The following is an 18,534-nucleotide window of genomic DNA, read 5'->3' as shown; positions in this document are numbered from 1 at the left end:
CCTGGACGGCCCTGCGCCGAACCAGCCGATAACGACAACGAGGAGGCCGGATGAACGCCGTGACCAAGATCGAGCAACACAACCCCATCGGCACCGACGGCTTCGAGTTCGTCGAATTCACCGCCCCCGACGCCCAGGGCATCGAGCAACTGCGCCAGCTGTTCACCGGCATGGGCTTCACCGAGACTGCCAAGCACCGTTCCAAGGAAGTCTTCCTGTTCCAGCAGAACGACATCAACATCGTGCTCAACGGCAGCCCCACCGGCCACGTCCACGAGTTCGCCAGGAAGCACGGCCCGAGCGCCTGCGCCATGGCCTTCCGGGTGAAGAACGCCGCCCAGGCCGCCGCCTACGTCGAATCCCAGGGCGCCAAGCTGGTGGGCAGCCACGCCAACTTCGGCGAGCTGAACATACCCTGCGTGGAAGGCATCGGCGGTTCGCTGCTGTATCTCGTCGACCGTTATGGCGACAAGAGCATCTATGACGTCGACTTCGAGTTCATCGAAGGCCGCAGCGCCACCGACAATGCCGTCGGCCTGCTGTGCATCGACCACCTGACCCACAACGTCAAGCGCGGCCAGATGGACGTCTGGTCCGGCTTCTACGAGCGCATCGCCAACTTCCGCGAGATCCGCTACTTCGACATCGAAGGCAAGCTCACCGGCCTGCTGTCCCGCGCCATGACCGCGCCCTGCGGCAAGATCCGCATCCCGATCAACGAGTCGGCGGACGACAAGTCGCAGATCGAGGAATTCATCCGCGAGTACCACGGCGAAGGCATCCAGCACATCGCCCTGACCACCGAAGACATCTACGCCACCGTGCGCCAGCTGCGCGCCAACGGCGTGGACTTCATGACCACCCCGGACACCTACTACGCCAAGGTCGACACCCGCGTCGCCGGCCACGGCGAGCCGCTGGAGCAGCTGCGCGAGCTGAACATCCTCATCGACGGAGCGCCGGGCGACGACGGCATCCTGCTGCAGATCTTCACCAACACGGTGATCGGCCCGATCTTCTTCGAGATCATCCAGCGCAAGGGCAACCAGGGCTTCGGCGAGGGCAACTTCAAGGCCCTGTTCGAATCCATCGAGGAAGACCAGATTCGCCGTGGCGTGATCTCCGACCAGTAACTCGCCTGCAGGGCGGCCGCGCGCAGAGCGTGGTCGCCCCCGGAGAACATCATGCTCACCCTGTATTCCTACTGGCGCTCCAGCGCCGCCTACCGCGTGCGCATCGCCCTCGGCCTCAAGGGCCTGGCCTACCGCCAGGTGCCGGTGCACCTGGTGAAGGACGGCGGCCAGCAGCACGCCGCCGACTACCAGGCGCTCAACCCGCAGGAACTGGTGCCGCTGCTGGTGGACGGCGACGCCCGCATTGCCCAGTCCCTGGCCATCCTCGAATACCTCGACGAAACCCATCCGCAACCCGGCCTGCTGCCGCGCGATGCGCTGCAACGTGCGCAGGTCCGCGCGCTGTCCCTGCACATCGCCTGTGATATCCACCCGCTGAACAACCTGCGCGTGCTGCAGTACCTCAGCGGCCCGCTGGCGGTGGCGGACGAGGCGAAGACTGCATGGATTCGCCACTGGGTCGAAACCGGCCTGCACGCGGTAGAGGCGGGCGTTTCCAACTGGAGCGGCCCGCTGTCCCTGGGCGAGCGCCCCGGCTACTTCGAGGCCTGCCTGATCCCCCAGCTGTACAACGCCCGTCGCTTCGACTGCGACCTCTCCGGCTGCCCGCGCCTGCTCGCCATCGCCGCGCGCTGCGAGCTCCTCGAAGCCTTCCAGCAGGCCGCCCCGGAGGTGCAGCCCGACGCCCAGTAATCCCGTCAATCAGCCTTCCCGCTCCACCGCTCTTTAGCCTTGCCTTGCCCGCACCGCCTGGCCACAAGCCGGGCGGCCGAATCCCGTCACAGATAAAAACAACAGGTGACGCATGACGCGTGAAACTCAACACGCAGGCCAGCTCCAGCGCGGCCTGAAGAATCGCCATATCCAGCTGATCGCCCTCGGCGGCGCCATCGGTACCGGGCTGTTCCTCGGTTCGGCCGGGGTGCTCAAGTCCGCCGGCCCGTCGATGATCCTCGGCTACGCCATCGCCGGCTTCATTGCCTTCCTGATCATGCGCCAGCTCGGCGAAATGATCGTCGAGGAGCCCGTGGCCGGCTCCTTCAGCCATTTCGCGCACAAGTACTGGGGCGGTTTCGCCGGCTTCCTCTCGGGCTGGAACTGCTGGGTGCTGTACATCCTGGTGGGCATGTCGGAGCTCACCGCGGTGGGCAAGTACATCCACTACTGGTGGCCGGACGTGCCGACCTGGGCCACGGCGGCGATCTTCTTCGTGGTGGTCAACGCGATCAACCTGTTCAACGTGAAGGCCTTCGGCGAGGCGGAGTTCTGGTTCGCCATCATCAAGGTCGCCGCCATCGTCGGCATGATCGCCCTGGGCTGCTACCTGCTGGCCAGTGGCACCGGCGGCGAGCAGGCAACCGTGAGCAACCTGTGGGCCCATGGCGGTTTCTTCCCCAACGGCATCAGCGGGTTGGTGATGGCCATGGCGATCATCATGTTCTCCTTCGGTGGGCTGGAAATGCTCGGCTTCACCGCCGCCGAGGCCGACCGGCCGAAGCAGGTGATCCCCAAGGCGATCAACCAGGTGATCTACCGCATCCTGATCTTCTACATCGGCGCGCTCACCGTGCTGCTCTCGCTGACCCCGTGGGACAGCCTGCTGCAGACCCTCAACGCCTCCGGCGACTCCTACAGCGGCAGCCCCTTCGTGCAGATCTTCTCGATGATCGGCAGCGGCACCGCGGCGCACGTCCTCAACTTCGTGGTGCTCACCGCCGCGCTGTCGGTCTACAACAGCGGCACTTACTGCAACGGCCGCATGCTGGTGGGCCTGGCGGAGCAGGGCGACGCCCCGCGCGCGCTGGCCAGGGTGGACAGCCGTGGCGTGCCGGTGCGCTCGCTGATGGTCTCGGCGGCGGTGACCTTCCTCGCCGTGCTGGTGAACTACCTGGTGCCGGCCCGCGCGCTGGAGCTGCTGATGTCCCTGGTGGTCGCCGCGCTGGTGATCAACTGGGCGATGATCAGCCTGGCGCACCTGAAGTTCCGCGCGCACATGGATGCCGAGGGCCAGCGCACGGCCTTCCGCGCCGTGGCCTATCCGGCGGCCAACTGGCTGTGCCTGGGCTTCGTGGTGTTCATCCTCGGCGTCATGCTGCTCACGCCGGGCATCCAGGTGTCGGTCTACGCGATTCCGGTATGGCTGCTGGTGATGTACGGCTGCTATCGCCTGAAGCGCCAGGGCGCTGCGCGTGGCGAGGTGCGGACGGCGTTGGCGGACTGAGTCGCCCGACTTTGAGACGGGCCGCCCGAGATTGACCGTGCGGCCCGACCTTTCCTAGAGTGACCGGGCCATTTTTCGTCAGAGGGATACTCATGAAAAAAGCACTTTGGCTGCTCGCGGCCGCCGTGCCGGTCATCCTCGTCGCCTGCGGCGGCGAAGAGAAGAAAGCACCCCAGGTCGATGCGCTGGTCCTGCCCGGCGACGCCAAGCTGGACTCGCGCAGCGTCTCGTACAAGTGCGAGGACGGCCGCAAGATCAGCGTGCAGTACCTGAACAAGGGCGACAACAGCCTGGCCGTGGTGCCGGTGACGGACGCCTCGACGCTGGTGTTCAGCAACGTGATCGCCGCTTCCGGTGCCCGCTACGCGGCGGGGCGCTATGTGTGGTGGACCAAGGGCGAGGACGCCACCCTCTACAACGAGTGGACCGGTGGTGAGCCCAGCAATGGCGTGGCCTGCAAGGAGAACTGATTCCTCCGGAAAGGCACGAAAGGAAAAGCCCGGCAGATGCCGGGCTTTTTCATGGGCGGGTAAGTGCTCTTGTAGGAGCGGGCCATGCCCGCGAATCGCGCGCATGGCGCGCTCCTACAATTCGGGCCGGGTCAGAAGGTGAACTCCAGGTTCACCGTCGGCGTCGAGGTACGGGTGCCGCGTCCGCCATCCACGCCGAACTTGTTGTGCCAGTACTCGTAGCCCACGCCCAGCCACAGGTTCGGCTGGCGCTTGGCACCCGGCAGGGTGGCGAACATCAGCGAGGTGCGCACCAGCGTTTCCGGCGCGGTGTCGTTGTCGTTGTAGTCCTCGCCCTTCTCCCCGGTGTAGTTCAGGAAGCCCTGGAACTTCGCGCCGTGGTCGCCCAGCTGGAACGGCCGCAGCCAGGTCAGGTTGAGCATGTAGGTGGTGTCGAAGGTGTGGTCCGGGTGTTTCACGTTGGGGATGCCGGAGTGGTTCTTCTCGCGGTAGTAGAACAGCGAGAGGTCCAGCACGCCGGGGCCGTTGAACTTGATGGTCGGGCCGAACACCAGCGCGCGCTTCTTCGCCGAGCCGAGGTTGTTGTTGCGGCTGGCGTCGAAGCCGAAGGTGAAGGCGTGGTCCTTCACCAGGCCCTTGCCCTGCGGCAGGTCGAACACCCGCGAGGCGAACAGCTGGCTGCGGAATACCCCGTAGACCTCGCTGCTGCCGTGGTCGGTGCCCTTGCGCGGGTCATCGCTGTCGGACTGCAGCACATCGAGGTGGAAGAAGTTGCTGCCGTAGCGGTAACCGTCGGCGTGGCTGAAGCTGAAGATGCGCTTGCTGATGTCGTGCGGGTTGTTCGGGTTGGTGAAGCCCTTGCCGTAGCGGAAGCCCAGCGTGTTGCTGGTCCATTCGAAGAAGCGATCCTCCTCGGCCTGCGCCATGCCCAGCGGGGCGAGGACCAGTGCGGTACCGAGGGCGATCCGGCGGCCGTTGCTCAGGCGGCGGCTGGAACGCGGTTGGGGGCGGGCGGCGCCAAAGGCCGTCGTCGCGGATGAAGCCATGCTGCACCTCTGTCTTTTTCTTGTTTTTGTGGCTTGGGGGCCGGCGTCCCGCAGGAGGAACTGCGGTCGGTGACAGGCTGGGTTCTAATGGTGAATTGATGACATTGCAAGAAAAACTTGTACACAAGTTCGTATACAAAAATTGACGCAAAAGTCAGGAACAGGCGCTCCGCGGCGGGCTAGATGGCTTTGGGACACCAGCGGCGCTGCGCGGTATCCTGACGTTCATTTCCACTTTGAATGCTTCCCATGCTGCAGATTTCCAATACCGTGCAGATCCCCGACGCAGAGATCGAGCTGACCGCCATCCGCGCCCAGGGCGCCGGCGGGCAGAACGTCAACAAGGTGTCCAGCGCAGTGCACCTGCGCTTCGACGTGCGCGCCTCATCCCTGCCGGAGTTCTACAAGGAACGCCTGCTCGCGCTCAGCGACCAGCGCATCACCAGCGACGGCGTGGTGGTGATCAAGGCGCAGCAGTTCCGTACCCAGGAGCAGAACCGCGAGGACGCGCTCAACCGCCTGGCGGAGCTGATCCGCAGCGCCACGAAAGTGGAGAAGAAGCGCCGCCCGACCAAGCCGACGCTGGGCTCGAAGACGCGCCGGCTGGAGGGCAAGAGCAAGCGTGGGTCGATCAAGGCGGGGCGGGGGAAGGTGGATTACTGAGCGCGGTCCGGGCCGTTGGGAATATCGACGCTCGGGCCAATCCCCCACCCCAGCCCTCTCCTGCTTGAGGAGCGGGGCGCGTAGCCAGGCTTAGGGTGAGGGGCTCCTGGCCTTCGTAGGAGCGAGCTTGCTCGCGAACTAGGCCCCGCAGCGGAATCGCTTCGCGAGCAAGCTCGCTCCTACAGGAGTCCCCGGCGGCAGGCGCAGTACTGTAGGGCGGATAACGCTGGTGCGTTATGCGCCCCACGTGTGCTGCCTGCTCCTTCTGGATCGCACCGTCAGTGCACCAGCATCCCCGTGAACACATACGCCTGCGCCAGGGTAATCAAGCCGATGAACGCCGCGAAGATCAGGCTGTGCTTGACCGTGAAGCGGAACAGGTCCGACTCCCGGCCGACCATCCCGGTGGCCGCGCAGGCCACGGCGATGGACTGCGGCGAGATCATCTTGCCGGTGACTCCGCCCGTGGTATTGGCTGCCACCAGCAGCGTGTCGCTCACGCCGAGCTGGTGCGCGGTGGTCGCCTGCAGCGAGCCGAACAGGGCGTTGGATGACGTGTCCGACCCTGTCAGGAACACCCCCAGCCAGCCGAGGAAGGGCGAGAAGAACGGGAAGGCCGCGCCGGTTCCGGCCAGCACCAGCGCCAGGGTGGTGGACATCCCCGAGTAGTTGGTGACGAAGGCGAAGGCCAGCACCATGCCGATGGTCAGCACCGGCCACTTCAGCTCCTTCAGGGTCTCGCCGAAGGTCGCCGCACCGCTCTTCACGCCGATGCGCAGGATCGCCATGGAGATCAGCGCGGCGAAGAAGATCGCCGTACCGCTGGCCGACACCAGGTCGAACTTGTAGATCGCCGGCATCGGCGTCGGGTTGGCGACGATGGGCGCGGCCTTGAGCACCAGCTGGTCGAGGTAGGGCACGGCGATCACCGCCACCCAGTTCTCCAGCGCGCCGCCGGGCAGGAACAGCGCCTTGAACGGCTTCATCGTCCAGATGGTCACCAGCACGGTGAGGATCAGGAACGGCGACCAGGCCTTGATGATCTGCCCCAGGCTGTACTGCGATTCCTGGCGCTGGCCGCCGCCACCGAAATTACCCAGCGTCGCCGTGCCATCGGCATTGAGGCTGGAGAACTCCGTTTCGCGCAGGTTCACCGGTTGCCACACCCGCAGGAACAGCGTCAGGCAGACCATGCTCAGCAGCGCCGAGGTGATGTCCGGCAGCTCCGGGCCGATGAAGTTGGAGGTGAGGAACTGGCTGATCGCGAAGGTACCGCCGGCCACCAGCAGCGCCGGCCAGGTTTCGCGAATGCCGCGCCAGCCGTCCATCATCGCCACCAGCCAGAACGGCACGATCACCGACAGGATCGGCAGCTGCCGCCCGGCCATGGCGCCGATCTTGAAGGCATCCACCCCTGACACCTGCCCGGCGACGATGATCGGGATGCCCAGTGCACCGAAGGCCACCGGCGCGGTGTTGGCGATCAGGCACAGCCCGGCGGCGTACAGCGGGTTGAAGCCCAGCCCGACCAGCAGCGCCGCGGTGATCGCCACCGGCGCGCCGAAGCCCGCCGCGCCTTCGAGGAACGCGCCGAAGGAGAAGCCGATCAGCACCACCTGCAAACGCTGGTCGGTGGTGATCGACAGCACCGAGCTGCGGATGATCTCGAACTGCCCGCTCTTCACCGTCAGCTTGTAGAGAAACACCGCCGCCACGATGATCCAGGCGATTGGCCAGAGCCCGTAGAAGAAGCCGTAGACCGCCGAGGCCAGCGCCTTGTCCACCGGCATGTGGTAGACGGTGATGGCGATCAGCAGCGACAGCACCAGGGTGATGGCGCCAGCGACATGGCCTTTGAGGCGGAACACCGCCAGGGCGAGGAAGAAGAAAATGATCGGCACGAGGGCCGCCAGGGCCGAGAGGCCGAGGCTGCCAAGCGGGGTATAGAGCTGCTGCCAGGTTTGCATGGGGATTGTCCCTTGTTGTTGTGGATGCACACGGCAAAGCGTCAGCGGTGGATAACTTTCTTCGGTGGTGCGTTGGACGGCGGTCGGCGATGTGCCGGCGCCCATGGAAAAAGCCCCGGCACGCGGCGCGTAACGGGGCTTTTGAACAACGATGCGAGCAAGCTTTCGCGGGCGTCGCCGCCGGCTCGCTCGAAACCGACGGCGACCGCAACTCGGCCACTGGGCACCTGCCGCCGGGGCCGCGTGGACGACTTCACAGCGCCGCCACGCCTGCGCTGGCGACCTGCGCATCTTCCCCGGCTTTCACGCCGGAGACGCCCACCGCGCCGATCACCTGGCCGTCCAGGACAACTGGCACGCCGCCTTCGAGCGAGGTGATCAGCGGCGCGGTGACGAAGGCGGTTCGCCCGCCGTTGACCATGTCCTCATAGCCCTTGGTCTCGCGCCGCCCCAGTGCCGCGCTGCGGGCCTTCTCCGTGGCGATGTAGGCGCTGGCCGGCGCACAGCCGTCGAGGCGTTCCAGGGCCAGCGGGTGGCCGCCGTCGTCGACCACCACGATGGACACCGCCCAGTGATTGCGCTGCGCTTCGGTGCGCGCGGCGGCGAGGATGCGGCCAACTTCCTGCTGGGTCAGAACGGCTTTGCTGAGCATGCCTGCACCTCGCCTTGAAGGGATTCCAGCGGCGCATCGGCGAGCGCCTCTTCCACCAGTTCGATCCAGTGCCGGACGGGGGTACGGCCTGCGCCACCCAGGTGCGTCTGGCAGCCGATGTTGGCGGTGACTATGACTTCCGGGGCGCCGCTCTCCAGCGCCTTCAGGCGGTTGTCGCGCAGGCGCCGGGACAGCTCTGGCTGGGTCAGCGAATAGGTCCCGGCCGAGCCGCAGCACAGGTGGCTGTCGGGTACGGCGGTGAGGCTGAAGCCCAGGCGCGTGAGCACGCTTTCCACCGCGCCGCCAAGCTTCAGCGCGTGCTGCAAGGTGCAGGGGCAGTGGAAGGCCAGGCGGCGGTCGCCCTGCAGGTGAAACTCCTCCAGTGGCTCGTCGCGCAGCACTTCGGAGAGGTCGCGGGACAGCTCGCTGATCCGTTTTGCCTTGGCGGCGTAGGCGGCGTCGCGTTCCAGCAGGTGGCCGTAGTCGCGGACGAAGGCACCACAGCCGCTGGCGGTCTGCACGATGGCCTCGGCGCCGGCTTCGATGGACGGCCACCAGGCGTCGATGTTGCGCCGGGCGCGGTCCAGCCCGTCCTCCTGGGCGTTCAGGTGATAGTCCACGGCGCCGCAGCAACCGGCGTCCGCCGCCGGGATCACGCTGATGCCCAGGCGATCCAGCACCCGCGCGGCAGCGGCATTGGTGTTGGGTGAAAGGGCCGGCTGTACGCAGCCTTCGAGCATCAGCATGCGCCGGGTGTGCCGTGGTTTCGGGCGCTCCACGGGCGGGTGCGGATGGCGCGGCAGCTTGCTTTGCAGGCTCTCCGGCAGCAGTGGGTAGAAGGTCCGCCCGGCCTTGGCCAGCGCGCCGAACAACGCGGCATTCGGCACCACGGCGCGCAGACCGCGCCGCATCGCGCGCTCGCCGAAGGTGCGCGGCACCTGCTGCTCGACCACGGCGCGGCCGATGTCCAGCAGGTTGTGGTAGTCCACGCCGGAAGGGCAGGTGCTCTCGCAGTTGCGGCAGCTCAGGCAGCGGTCCAGGTGTTCGCGGGTGCTGGCGCTGGGCTCGGCGCCTTCGAGCACCTGCTTGATCAGGTAGATGCGCCCGCGCGGGCCGTCCAGTTCGTCGCCCAGCAACTGGTAGGTCGGGCAGGTGGCCGTGCAGAAGCCGCAGTGCACGCAGGAGCGCAGGATGCGCTCGGCTTCCTCGGCGCGCGGCAGGTGCCTGGCCTGTTCGCTCAGGTTGGTTTGCATCAGAGCTCCCTGTACATCCGGCCGGGGTTGAAGATGCCTTGCGGGTCCAGCTGCTGCTTGAGGTTGCGGTGGTAACGCAGCAGGGCGGCGGGCAGCGGGTGGAAGCCGTCGTCGCCCGGCGTGTAGCGCAGGGCATGGCCGCCGACTTCGGCGACGCTGTGGCGGATCAGCTCGGCGCCCGCGTCGGACTTCAGCCAGCGTTGCGCGCCGCCCCAGTCGATCAGCTGTTCGCCCGGCAGGGACAGCGCCGGCGTGGCGTTGGGCAGCGACAGCCGCCAGAGCGTGCCGGGGCGGGCGAAGAAGCCCAGGCGCTGCTCGCGCAGGTCCTGCCAGTAGCTGCTGTCGATTTCCTCGCCGCCCAGGCGCAGGCGCGCGGAGCATACCGAGCCTTCGCCGCCCTCCAGGCGCAGGTGCAGCGCGGTGCCGTCGTAGCAGGCGGCGGTGATCGGGATCGGCTGCGCGCCCCATTCCGCCAGTTCTCCCAGCGCCTGATGAACGTCCATTTCCAGGCGCAGGCTGGCGCACATCCGCGGCTTGGGCAGCACCTTCATCGAGACTTCGGTGATCACCCCCAGACAGCCGAAGCTGCCCGCCAGCAGGCGCGACAGGTCGTAGCCGGCGACGTTCTTCATCACCTCGCCGCCGAAGCGCAGCAGCTTGCCGTGGCCGGTGATCAGCCGCGTGCCCAGCACGTAGTCGCGCACCGAGCCGGACCAGGGCCGGCGCGGGCCGGAAAGCCCGGCTGCGACCACGCCGCCGAAGGTGGCATCGGAATAAGTGGGCGGCTCGCAAGGCAGCATCTGACCAGCCGCCTCCAGCGCCGCTTCGATCTCCGCCAGCGGCGTGCCGGCGCGGGCGGTGAGCACCAGCTCGGTCGGGTCGTAGCTGACGATGCCGCAGTGGGTTCGGGTATCCAGTTCCACGCCGTTCACCGGGTGGCCGAGGAAGGCCTTGCTGTCGCCGCCGCGAATGCGCAGCGGCGTTTGAGCGTGGAGCGCTTGGTTCACCTGTTCGAGCAGGTCGGCGCTGGCGTCGGCCATCAGAATCGCTCCAGGTCGGGGAAGGGCAACTGGCCGTGGTGCACGTGCATGGCGCCGAACTCGGCGCAGCGGTGCAGGGTCGGGATGTTCTTGCCGGGGTTGAGCAGGCGGTCCGGGTCGAACGCCGCCTTCACCGCATGGAACAGGGTCAGTTCGTCGCTGTTGAACTGCGCGCACATCTGGTTGATCTTCTCGCGCCCCACGCCGTGCTCGCCGGTGATGCTGCCGCCCACCGCCACGCAGAGTTCGAGGATCCTGCCGCCGATGGCCTCGGCGCGTTCCAGCTCGCCGGGCACGTTGGCGTCGAAGAGGATCAGCGGGTGCATGTTGCCGTCGCCGGCATGGAAGACGTTGGCCACGCGCAGTCCGAATTCCTTCGACAATTCGGCGATGCCATGCAGCACGCGCGGCAGCTCGCGGCGCGGGATGGTGCCGTCCATGCAGTAGTAGTCCGGGGAGATGCGCCCCACCGCCGGGAAGGCGTTCTTGCGCCCGGCCCAGAAGCGCACGCGCTCGGCCTCGTCGCAGGCCAGGCGCACGTCGGTGGCGCCGGCCGCGCGCAGCACGCCGTCGACGCGCTGGCAGTCGTCCTGCACATCGGCTTCCACGCCGTCCAGTTCGCACAGCAGGATGGCCGCCGCGTCCACCGGGTAGCCGGCGTGGATGAAGTCCTCGGCGGCGCGGATCGACAGGTTGTCCATCATCTCCAGTCCGCCGGGGATGATGCCGGCGGCGATGATGTCGGCCACCGCGCGGCCGGCCTTTTCCACCGAATCGAAACTGGCCAGCAGGACCCGCGCCACCTGCGGCCGGGGCAGCAGCTTGACGGTGACCTCGGTGACGATGCCGAGCATGCCTTCGGAGCCGGTGAACAGCGCGAGCAGGTCGAAGCCGGGGCTGTCGAGGGCGTCGCTGCCCAGCGTCAGGTGCTCGCCCTCGACGGTGAGGATGTCCACCTTCAGCAGGTTGTGCACGGTCAGGCCGTACTTGAGGCAATGCACGCCGCCGGCGTTCTCGGCGACGTTGCCGCCGATGGAGCAGGCGATCTGCGACGACGGATCGGGTGCGTAGTACAGGCCGTGCGGCGCGGCGGCCTGGGAGATCGCCAGGTTGCGCACGCCGGGCTGCACGCGGGCGAAGCGGCCGGCGGTGTTCACTTCGAGGATGCGGTTGAAGCGCGCCATGACCAGCAGGATGCCCTTCTCCAGCGGCAGCGCGCCGCCGGAGAGCCCGGTGCCCGCGCCACGCGCCACCACCGGTACCTGGCGCGCATGGCAGAGCTTGAGCAGCGCCTGCACCTGCTCGATGCGCTCGGGCAGCGCCACCAGCATCGGCACGGTGCGGTAGGCGGAGAGGCCGTCGCACTCATAGGGCTTCAAGTCTTCGGCGCGGTGCAGCAGTTCGAGGTCGGGCAGTGTCGCGCGCAGCTCGGCGAGCAGGGCGGACTTGTCGACGGCAGGCAGCGCGCCATCGACGCGCTCGTCATAGAGGATATTCATGGGCCACGGTGCTCTGATCTTGTTATTGGACGAGCCCGTCAGGCGGGCTTCATGAGCCACAGCGCCGTGAACATGCGGCCGCCGCTTCGCAGGCGTCCATCGGCTTTCGCACTGGTCCGACCAGTTGTTGCGTGCCGCTGCGCTGGAAAGGCCCAGTCATGGCGGCTAGGGTTGTTGGGCACGAGGCAGGTGGATACCTGCTGGTCCTACCAGTTGTGGAGCCGTTCGATGACCAGCCTCCAGCAGGGCAAGCAGCGTGTCGCCGACCAGGTGGCAGAAAAGATCGAGCGCCTGATCGTCGATGGCGTACTCAAGGTCGGCCAGGCGTTGCCGTCGGAGCGGCGCCTGGTGGAGAAGCTCGGCTGCTCGCGCTCGGCGTTGCGCGAGGGGCTGCGTGCGTTGCGCGGGCGCGGCATCGTCGATACCGAGCAGGGGCGGGGCTCGTTCGTCGCCGACCTGACCGGCGCCGAGGACGTTTCGCCGCTGATGCACCTGTTCCGCTCGCAGCCGCGCACGCTCTACGACCTGCTGGAAGTGCGCGCGCTGCTGGAAGGCGAGTCCGCCCGGCTGGCCGCTCTGCGCGCCACCGAGGTCGACCTGTTGCTGATCGGCCGGCGCTTCGAGGAGATGCATGCGGCTTTCGACGAACCGCAACCGCTGGACCCACGCGAACATGCACGGCGCGACCATGCCTTCCACCAGGCGATCAGCGAGGCCTCGCACAACCCGGTGCTGGTGCACACGCTGCAATCGCTCAACGAGCTGATGCTCAGCACCGTGTTCGCCTCGGTGAACAACCTCTACAACCGCCCGCCGCAGAAGCGCCAGATCGACCGCCAGCATGCGCGGCTGTACCGCGCCATCGTCGAGCGCCAGCCGGAACAGGCCCAGCGCGCCGCCCGCGAGCATATCCACGGCGTGCGCGACAACCTGCGGGAGATCGAGCAGGAAGAGCAGCGGCTGGTGCGCGCGACCTTGCGGCTCGAGGGTTGGAGGTAACTTAGGAGCGGAGTCCGCTCCTACGCTCGCCGGCATTCTCGGTGTAGGAGCGGGCCATGCCCGCGATAGCGTAACGGGCCGGCCGGCGGTCGGCACGCGAACTCAGGATTCGCTGGGGGCAGGGCGTTTCGCTGAAGCAGCGGACGTTGTCCGCCCATCGCGGGCATGGCCCGCTCCTACAGGTTTGGCGGGGTGGTTACGGGTTTTGCGCTCGCGCATCTCCGCCAGCATGCGTTCGGCATTCGCCGCGCACCCCATGCCCTCGGGCTTGTTCTCGATACCCTCGATCACTTCCAGCAGGCGTAAACGGTTCTGCTGCAGTTGCCGCTCCATCGCCTCGATCTCCGCGACCTTGCGGCGCAGGCCGGCGACCAGTTCGCCGTGGCCGTTCTCGATGGGATTGGAGTGCGGCAGCAGGCTGCGGATTTCCTCCAGGGTGAAACCGGTCTGCTGGGCGCTGCGGATGATTTCCAGCAGGTCGAGGGTTTCCGGCGGGTACTCGCGGTAGCCGTTGGCCAGGCGCCGCGCCGGCGCGATCAGCCCGCTGGCTTCGTAGAAGCGGATACGCGAGGGAGCCAGGCCGCTGAGGCTGGCCAGTTCACCGATTTTCATGCTGGGCTCCGAAAGGGGCTTGACCTTGAAGTGAACTTTAAACTTAGCCTTGCTCGCACCACAACCTCGGAGCCTAGCCATGTCGCCCTTCCAGCCCCTGCGCCTGCCCAACGGCGGCGAAGTCCCCAACCGTATCGCCAAGGCCGCCATGGAAGAGAACATGGCCGACGCCGACCAGGCGCCTTCGGCTGCCTTGCTGCGCCTTTACCAGGCCTGGGCGGACGGCGGCGTCGGCCTGATCCTCAGCGGCAACGTGATGATCGACGGTCGCGCCATGACCGGCCCCGGCGGCGTGGTGCTGGAAAACGAGCAGCATCTTGAGCGCTTCCGCGAATGGGCGCGCATCGGCCGTTCCCGCGGCGCGCAGTTCTGGTTGCAGCTGAACCACCCCGGTCGCCAGGTGCAGACCAACCTCGGCCAGGGCGCCATCGCGCCGTCGGTGGTGCCGCTGGAGATGGGCAAGTTCTCCAAGCTGTTCGCCGTCGCCCGCGAGATGACCGAGGCCGATATCGCCGAGGTGATCCGGCGCTTCGTCCGCGCCGCGCAGTTGTCCGAACAGGCCGGCTTCACCGGCGTGCAGATCCATGCCGCCCACGGCTACCTGCTCAGCCAGTTCCTCTCGCCGCTAGCCAACAAGCGGCAGGACCGCTGGGGCGGCTCGCTGGAAAACCGCGCGCGGCTGTTGCTGGAAGTCGTGCGTGCGGTGCGCGCCGAGGTGTCGCCAGAGTTCTGCGTGGGGGTGAAGATCAACTCGGCCGACTTCCAGCGCGGCGGCTTCGACGCCAGCGACGCGCGCCAGGTGATCGAGTGGCTGAACGACGAGAAGGTCGACCTGGTCGAGTTGTCTGGCGGCAGCTACGAGGCGCCGGCGATGCAGGGCGACGCCCGTGACGGCCGGACCCTGGCGCGGGAGGCCTACTTCCTCGAATTCGCCCGCGAGATGCGTGAGGCGGCACGCATGCCGCTGATGGTCACTGGCGGCATCCGCCGTCTGCCGGTGGCGGAGCAGGTGCTGGACAGCGGGCTGGAGATGGTCGGCATCGGCACCGCACTGGCGCTGGAGCCGCAGCTGGTGCTGCACTGGCAGCGTGGCAGCCAGACCCAGCCGCAACTGCCGCCGATCCGCTGGCGCTCCAAGCCACTGGCGGCGCTGGCCTACATGGCGCTGGTCAAGTTGCAGCTGCACCGCATCGGCGCCCACCGCGCGCCCAACCCGCAGGCTTCGCCGTGGCGCACGCTGGTGATGGAGCAGTGGCGCACGCTGCGCCGGGCCAAGCAGTACCGCCGCTGGGCGGCGCGGCAACTTGGTTGATCGGAGCGTAGGAGCGGACTCCGTCCGCGATGTCTGATCGTCCGCTCTGAGGATGATCCTGGCGATGGGATCAGCCGATCGCGGACGGAGTCCGCTCCAACAAATTCCTGGGCCTCTCCCTCAAGGGGCGGGTGGGCGGGCCTGGCGCCGATCAAGCCTGTTGCCGAGTCGCCGCCAGGACGATCTCGCGGATGCACACGCCCTGCGGCTGGTTGTAGGCGTAGGCGATGGCGTTGGCCACGTCCTCGGCGCTGAGCACCTTGCCGCCCATCTCGCGTTTCCAGTCCTGGTAGCCGCTCTTGATCGCCGCGTCGGTGGTGTGGCTGAGCAGTTCGGTTTCCACCGCTCCGGGGGCGATGGTCACCACGCGGACGTTGTGCGCCGCCACTTCCTCGCGCAGGTTTTCGGAGATCGCGTGCACGGCGAACTTGGTGCCGACGTAGGCGACGTGGTTGGGGAAGGTCTTGCGCCCGGCCACCGAGCTGACATTGATCACGGTGCCCTGGTTGCGTTCGACCATGCCCTTGAGCACGGCGTGCACGCCATTGAGCAGGCCCTTCACGTTGACGTCGAGCATGCGCTCCCACTCGGCCGGGTCCTGCTCGACCATGTTGCCCAGCAGCATCACGCCGGCGTTGTTCACCAGCGCATCGGCCGGGCCGAAGCGCTTCTCGGCTTCCGCCACGGCGGCCAGCAGGGCTTCGCGGTTGGTCACGTCCACTGCTCGGCACAAGGCGTTGGGCAGCTTCAGCGCTTCCAGGCGGTCGATGCGCCGGGCCAGCAGCAGTAGCGGGTGACCCTGCTGGGAAAAGAGGCGGGCGGTGGCTTCGCCGATGCCGGAACTGGCGCCGGTGACGATGATCAGGGGCTTGCTCATGGTGGTTCTCCTGCAATCGAAAATCTGGATGCCTGGACGATGCAGTGAAGTATATTTAGCGCTTACCTGCCTGAAAAATGGCTTATTCCTGTGCCTGGTATCGGGAATTCCTATGGATATTCGACAGCTCGCCGCCTTCGTCGCCGTTTTCGAAGAGCGCAACATCACCGCCGCCGCGCAGCGCCTGTTCGTCAGCCAACCCACGCTGTCCGCCACCGTGCGCCAGTTGGAGGAGAGCCTGGGCACCGAGCTGTTCGTGCGCCAACCGCGCGGCGTGGATGTCAGCGAAGCGGCGCGCACCCTGTACCCGCGAGCCCGTGCCCTGCTGGCCGAGGCGGAGGGTTTGCGCAAGCTGTTCCGCCAGTCGTCGGAGCGGCAGCCGCTGCACCTGGGCGTGGAAGGGGACATCAGCGCCGAGCAGATCGAGCGCTTCGTCGACCTGGCCCGGCAGGCGATCCCGAACCTGCAGCTGCACCTGGAGGAAGGCTGTGTGGGGGAGGCGCGGCTGGCGGCGGAGGAGTTCTGTTGCGAGGACGAACTGTTCGTTCCGGTATGGGACGATCCCTACTTACTGGCGCTGCCGCCCGGCGCCGAGAGTGCGCCAGTCGACGCGTGGATCACCTGTCCGGCGCACCCGTCCCACCAGCGCTTGATGACGGCCTACGGCAGCGCACCGGTGGTCGCGCAGGCCAGCACCCTGAACCTGGCGCTGCGTCTGGTCAGCGCGGGAGTTGGTGCGGCGATCCTGCCGGCATCGTTGCTGAGCGGTGCTTCGGCCGTGCGCAGCGGAACCTTGAACCTGCCGCTACCTGTGCGCCGCATCGGCCTTTGCCACGCCGCCCAGGCACTGGAGCAGCCGGCCGTGCGCGCGCTCTACGACTTCCTGCGCGCCCGCGAAGCGGCCTGATTCAGGCCGGCGCTTTCCGCGCAGCGGGTGCGCGCAAGGACAGCAGCAGGACCAGCGACGCCGCGAGAATCTGCAGGCTGGCGTAGCCATTGGTGGTGGCGACCAGGCCATAACGTTGGATCGCCAGCCCGGCGAGGATCGCCGGCACGCTGAAGGCCAGGTAGCTGAGCACGTAGAAGCTCGCCATCAGCGCACCGCGTTCGTGGGCGTGGGCCAGCGGCACCACCGAGCGCAACGCGCCGAGGAAGGCGCCGCCAAAGCCAAGGCCCGCCACCGCGGTACCGAGGAAGAACAGCCAGAGGTTGGAGGAGTCCACGCCGAGCAGGGTGACCAGCAGGCCGACGATCAGCGCCAGGCCACCGCGGCGCAGGATCACCGGCGCCGGCTGGTTGCGCAGGCCGAAGATCGCCACTGCGCCGCAGAAGCACAGCAGCGAGACCAGCCCGCCGCCGATCATCGGAACCTGCAGGCCCGTCACCTGCCGAGCCAGGGTCGGGCCCAGCGACAGGTAGAAACCGCCCAGCGCCCAGAGGCTGGCGTTCAGCGGCGCCACGCTCCAGAACGCGCGGCGCGCCTGCGGGGGAATACGGATGCGCGGCTTCAGCGAGGCCAGCGCGCCGGGCTGCCTGCTGACGCTTTCCGGCAGCCAGCGCAACAGCACCAGGGCCAGCGCGAACACCGCCAGCAACCAGACATAGACGCGGTGCAGCGGGTCGCCACCGAACTGCACCAGGGCGCTGCTGCCCAGCGCGCCCAGCGCCATGCCGAGCATGGGCGCGACGCTGTTGATCAGCGGGCCGCGCTCGCGGTCGATGTCGAGCATGGCGGCGCCCAGCACGGCGGTCGCGATGCCGGTGGCGAAGCCTTGCAGCAGCCGCCCGGCGATCAGCAGTTCCACCGAGTTGGCGTAGAGGAATACGCTCATCGCCAGCAACTCGATGATCAGCGCCGCGCGGATCAGCGGGCGGCGGCCGAGGTAGTCCGACAGCGAACCGAACACCAGCAGCGCCAGCATCAGCCCGCCGGCGTAGATGCTGAATGCCAGCGTCAGCAGTGCGGCGGAGAACTGCCAGGACTCGCGGTACAGCGCATAGAGCGGCGTGGGCGCGGCAGCGGCGGCGAGGAAGGCCATGAGGATCGCGGTCAGCAGCAGGGCCGGGAAAAAGCCGGGCGCGCTTTTGGGTAAGGTCTGTGCCATGATTCAGCTCGCAAAGGCTAAGATTTTGCTTTTGTGAGATGCTGGACCCGTTTTCGGATAAAAGCAAATTCTTTGCGTTAAGGTGCTTATGGCAATCAATCAGGGTGTTCGTCCGGGCGGCCGCAGCGCGCGGGTGCAGGCGTCGGTGCACAAGGCTGTCCAGGAATTGCTGGAAGAGCGCGACCGCGCGGAAGTGACCGTGCCGCTGATCGCCGCGCGCGCCGGTGTCACGCCCTCGACCATCTACCGGCGCTGGGGCGACCTCAGTGAGCTGCTCGGCGATGTCGCGCTGGAGCGCATCCGCCCGGATGCCGAGCCGGCGGACACCGGCAGCCTGCGCGGCGACCTCCTGGCGTGGGGCGAGCAGTACATGGAGGAAACCGCCTCGGTGCCCGGCCGCGCGGTGGTACTCGACCTGCTGGCGGCCGGCGGCGGCTGCTCCGGGCGCTGCATGGCGATTGCCTGCGGCCAGTTCGACATCATCCTGCTGCGCGCCAAGGGGCGCGGCGAAAAGCTGCCGGAGGTCGACCGCATCGTCGACCGGCTGATGGCGCCGCTGGTGTACCGCATCCTGTTTTCCGGCGAGGAGCTGGATACGGGCTATGTCGAGCGGTTGGTCGATCTGACGCTGGAAGGGCTCTGAGCACCGCTCAGTCCCCCTGTAGGAGCGGGCCANNNCCGCGAT

Annotated in this window: 18 protein-coding genes; 9 read left to right on the top strand and 9 right to left on the bottom strand. The window is 67.5% G+C overall.

Going from position 1 to position 18,534, the window contains the following annotated elements; translation table 11 throughout:
* The first annotated feature begins 50 nt into the window (after positions 1-50).
* From hppD to UB43_RS14800, 4 genes are all read left to right on the top strand, one after another.
* Positions 51-1,133 (top strand): 4-hydroxyphenylpyruvate dioxygenase, encoded by a 1,083-nt coding sequence (gene hppD, locus UB43_RS14815; protein WP_045212234.1) that lies wholly within the window; start codon positions 51-53, stop codon positions 1,131-1,133.
* A 51-nt stretch (positions 1,134-1,184) separates the two neighbouring features.
* A complete protein-coding gene (gene maiA, locus UB43_RS14810) occupies positions 1,185-1,826 on the top strand; it encodes a maleylacetoacetate isomerase (protein ID WP_045212232.1) in 642 nt (213 codons plus the stop codon).
* A 112-nt stretch (positions 1,827-1,938) separates the two neighbouring features.
* Positions 1,939-3,354 carry an amino acid permease gene (locus UB43_RS14805; RefSeq protein WP_045212230.1) on the top strand — a complete coding sequence of 472 codons (1,416 nt, stop codon included), beginning with the start codon at positions 1,939-1,941 and terminating at the stop codon, positions 3,352-3,354.
* A 92-nt stretch (positions 3,355-3,446) separates the two neighbouring features.
* Complete coding sequence (locus UB43_RS14800) at positions 3,447-3,824, top strand: MliC family protein (RefSeq protein ID WP_045212227.1); 378 nt, start codon at positions 3,447-3,449, stop codon at positions 3,822-3,824.
* Between the two features lie 131 nt (positions 3,825-3,955).
* On the opposite strand, the gene UB43_RS14795 is transcribed toward UB43_RS14800, so the two are convergent.
* Positions 3,956-4,750: a nucleoside-binding protein gene (locus tag UB43_RS14795; protein ID WP_256205166.1), complete on the bottom strand. Its 795-nt coding sequence runs from the start codon at positions 4,748-4,750 to the stop codon at positions 3,956-3,958.
* 369 nt (positions 4,751-5,119) lie between these two features.
* On the opposite strand from UB43_RS14795, the gene arfB reads away from it, so the two are divergent.
* Positions 5,120-5,533 (top strand): alternative ribosome rescue aminoacyl-tRNA hydrolase ArfB, encoded by a 414-nt coding sequence (gene arfB, locus UB43_RS14790; protein WP_045212222.1) that lies wholly within the window; start codon positions 5,120-5,122, stop codon positions 5,531-5,533.
* Between the two features lie 278 nt (positions 5,534-5,811).
* On the opposite strand, the gene UB43_RS14785 is transcribed toward arfB, so the two are convergent.
* From UB43_RS14785 to glcD, 5 genes are all read right to left on the bottom strand, one after another.
* Positions 5,812-7,500, bottom strand: a complete 1,689-nt coding sequence (locus UB43_RS14785; protein ID WP_045212219.1) for a lactate permease LctP family transporter — start codon at positions 7,498-7,500, stop codon at positions 5,812-5,814.
* A 253-nt stretch (positions 7,501-7,753) separates the two neighbouring features.
* Entirely contained in the window at positions 7,754-8,152 is a 399-nt protein-coding gene (locus tag UB43_RS14780; RefSeq protein ID WP_045212216.1) for a heme-binding protein, read from the bottom strand.
* Complete coding sequence (glcF, locus tag UB43_RS14775) at positions 8,131-9,405, bottom strand: glycolate oxidase subunit GlcF (protein WP_045212213.1); 1,275 nt, start codon at positions 9,403-9,405, stop codon at positions 8,131-8,133. The genes UB43_RS14780 and glcF overlap by 22 nt, the downstream gene beginning before the upstream one ends.
* Positions 9,405-10,445 carry a glycolate oxidase subunit GlcE gene (gene glcE, locus UB43_RS14770; RefSeq protein ID WP_045212211.1) on the bottom strand — a complete coding sequence of 347 codons (1,041 nt, stop codon included), beginning with the start codon at positions 10,443-10,445 and terminating at the stop codon, positions 9,405-9,407. Before glcE ends, glcF begins: the two co-directional genes overlap by 1 nt.
* Positions 10,445-11,944 (bottom strand): glycolate oxidase subunit GlcD, encoded by a 1,500-nt coding sequence (glcD, locus tag UB43_RS14765; RefSeq protein ID WP_045212210.1) that lies wholly within the window; start codon positions 11,942-11,944, stop codon positions 10,445-10,447. Before glcD ends, glcE begins: the two co-directional genes overlap by 1 nt.
* Before the next feature lie 228 nt (positions 11,945-12,172).
* Between glcD and glcC the strand changes: the two genes are divergently transcribed.
* On the top strand, positions 12,173-12,943 hold the full coding sequence (glcC, locus tag UB43_RS14760) for a transcriptional regulator GlcC (RefSeq protein ID WP_045212207.1): 771 nt from the start codon (positions 12,173-12,175) through the stop codon (positions 12,941-12,943).
* Between the two features lie 102 nt (positions 12,944-13,045).
* Here glcC and UB43_RS14755 read toward each other — a convergent pair whose 3' ends face one another.
* On the bottom strand, positions 13,046-13,555 hold the full coding sequence (locus UB43_RS14755; protein WP_045212205.1) for a MerR family transcriptional regulator: 510 nt from the start codon (positions 13,553-13,555) through the stop codon (positions 13,046-13,048).
* A gap of 79 nt (positions 13,556-13,634) precedes the next feature.
* On the opposite strand from UB43_RS14755, the gene UB43_RS14750 reads away from it, so the two are divergent.
* Positions 13,635-14,867: an NADH:flavin oxidoreductase/NADH oxidase family protein gene (locus UB43_RS14750; protein ID WP_045212202.1), complete on the top strand. Its 1,233-nt coding sequence runs from the start codon at positions 13,635-13,637 to the stop codon at positions 14,865-14,867.
* Positions 14,868-15,018: 151 nt separating this feature from the next.
* On the opposite strand, the gene UB43_RS14745 is transcribed toward UB43_RS14750, so the two are convergent.
* A complete protein-coding gene (locus UB43_RS14745) occupies positions 15,019-15,744 on the bottom strand; it encodes an SDR family oxidoreductase (protein ID WP_045212200.1) in 726 nt (241 codons plus the stop codon).
* Between the two features lie 112 nt (positions 15,745-15,856).
* On the opposite strand from UB43_RS14745, the gene UB43_RS14740 reads away from it, so the two are divergent.
* Positions 15,857-16,651: a LysR family transcriptional regulator gene (locus tag UB43_RS14740; RefSeq protein ID WP_045212198.1), complete on the top strand. Its 795-nt coding sequence runs from the start codon at positions 15,857-15,859 to the stop codon at positions 16,649-16,651.
* A gap of 1 nt (position 16,652) precedes the next feature.
* On the opposite strand, the gene UB43_RS14735 is transcribed toward UB43_RS14740, so the two are convergent.
* Entirely contained in the window at positions 16,653-17,849 is a 1,197-nt protein-coding gene (locus UB43_RS14735) for an MFS transporter (RefSeq protein ID WP_045212196.1), read from the bottom strand.
* An 88-nt stretch (positions 17,850-17,937) separates the two neighbouring features.
* Between UB43_RS14735 and UB43_RS14730 the strand changes: the two genes are divergently transcribed.
* The gene (locus tag UB43_RS14730; RefSeq protein ID WP_045212194.1) at positions 17,938-18,492 is read left to right on the top strand and encodes a TetR/AcrR family transcriptional regulator; all 555 of its coding nucleotides are present in this window, start codon (positions 17,938-17,940) and stop codon (positions 18,490-18,492) included.
* The last annotated feature ends 42 nt before the right edge of the window (positions 18,493-18,534 follow it).

The organism is Pseudomonas sp. 21 (genome assembly GCF_000955805.1).
GTDB lineage: Bacteria > Pseudomonadota > Gammaproteobacteria > Pseudomonadales > Pseudomonadaceae > Pseudomonas.
Note: the sequence above shows the minus strand (reverse complement) of the source record. Positions and strands in the feature narration are given on the sequence as shown.

Bases quoted from the DNA above. Each gene is read 5' to 3' on its own strand.
- hppD (WP_045212234.1), top strand. From the start codon at position 51: ATGAACGCCGTGACCAAGATCGAGCAACACAACCCCATCGGCACCGAC.
- maiA (WP_045212232.1), top strand. From the start codon at position 1,185: ATGCTCACCCTGTATTCCTACTGGCGCTCCAGCGCCGCCTACCGCGTG.
- UB43_RS14805 (WP_045212230.1), top strand. From the start codon at position 1,939: ATGACGCGTGAAACTCAACACGCAGGCCAGCTCCAGCGCGGCCTGAAG.
- UB43_RS14800 (WP_045212227.1), top strand. From the start codon at position 3,447: ATGAAAAAAGCACTTTGGCTGCTCGCGGCCGCCGTGCCGGTCATCCTC.
- UB43_RS14795 (WP_256205166.1), bottom strand. From the start codon at position 4,750: ATGGCGCAGGCCGAGGAGGATCGCTTCTTCGAATGGACCAGCAACACG.
- arfB (WP_045212222.1), top strand. From the start codon at position 5,120: ATGCTGCAGATTTCCAATACCGTGCAGATCCCCGACGCAGAGATCGAG.
- UB43_RS14785 (WP_045212219.1), bottom strand. From the start codon at position 7,500: ATGCAAACCTGGCAGCAGCTCTATACCCCGCTTGGCAGCCTCGGCCTC.
- UB43_RS14780 (WP_045212216.1), bottom strand. From the start codon at position 8,152: ATGCTCAGCAAAGCCGTTCTGACCCAGCAGGAAGTTGGCCGCATCCTC.
- glcF (WP_045212213.1), bottom strand. From the start codon at position 9,405: ATGCAAACCAACCTGAGCGAACAGGCCAGGCACCTGCCGCGCGCCGAG.
- glcE (WP_045212211.1), bottom strand. From the start codon at position 10,445: ATGGCCGACGCCAGCGCCGACCTGCTCGAACAGGTGAACCAAGCGCTC.
- glcD (WP_045212210.1), bottom strand. From the start codon at position 11,944: ATGAATATCCTCTATGACGAGCGCGTCGATGGCGCGCTGCCTGCCGTC.
- glcC (WP_045212207.1), top strand. From the start codon at position 12,173: ATGACCAGCCTCCAGCAGGGCAAGCAGCGTGTCGCCGACCAGGTGGCA.
- UB43_RS14755 (WP_045212205.1), bottom strand. From the start codon at position 13,555: ATGAAAATCGGTGAACTGGCCAGCCTCAGCGGCCTGGCTCCCTCGCGT.
- UB43_RS14750 (WP_045212202.1), top strand. From the start codon at position 13,635: ATGTCGCCCTTCCAGCCCCTGCGCCTGCCCAACGGCGGCGAAGTCCCC.
- UB43_RS14745 (WP_045212200.1), bottom strand. From the start codon at position 15,744: ATGAGCAAGCCCCTGATCATCGTCACCGGCGCCAGTTCCGGCATCGGC.
- UB43_RS14740 (WP_045212198.1), top strand. From the start codon at position 15,857: ATGGATATTCGACAGCTCGCCGCCTTCGTCGCCGTTTTCGAAGAGCGC.
- UB43_RS14735 (WP_045212196.1), bottom strand. From the start codon at position 17,849: ATGGCACAGACCTTACCCAAAAGCGCGCCCGGCTTTTTCCCGGCCCTG.
- UB43_RS14730 (WP_045212194.1), top strand. From the start codon at position 17,938: ATGGCAATCAATCAGGGTGTTCGTCCGGGCGGCCGCAGCGCGCGGGTG.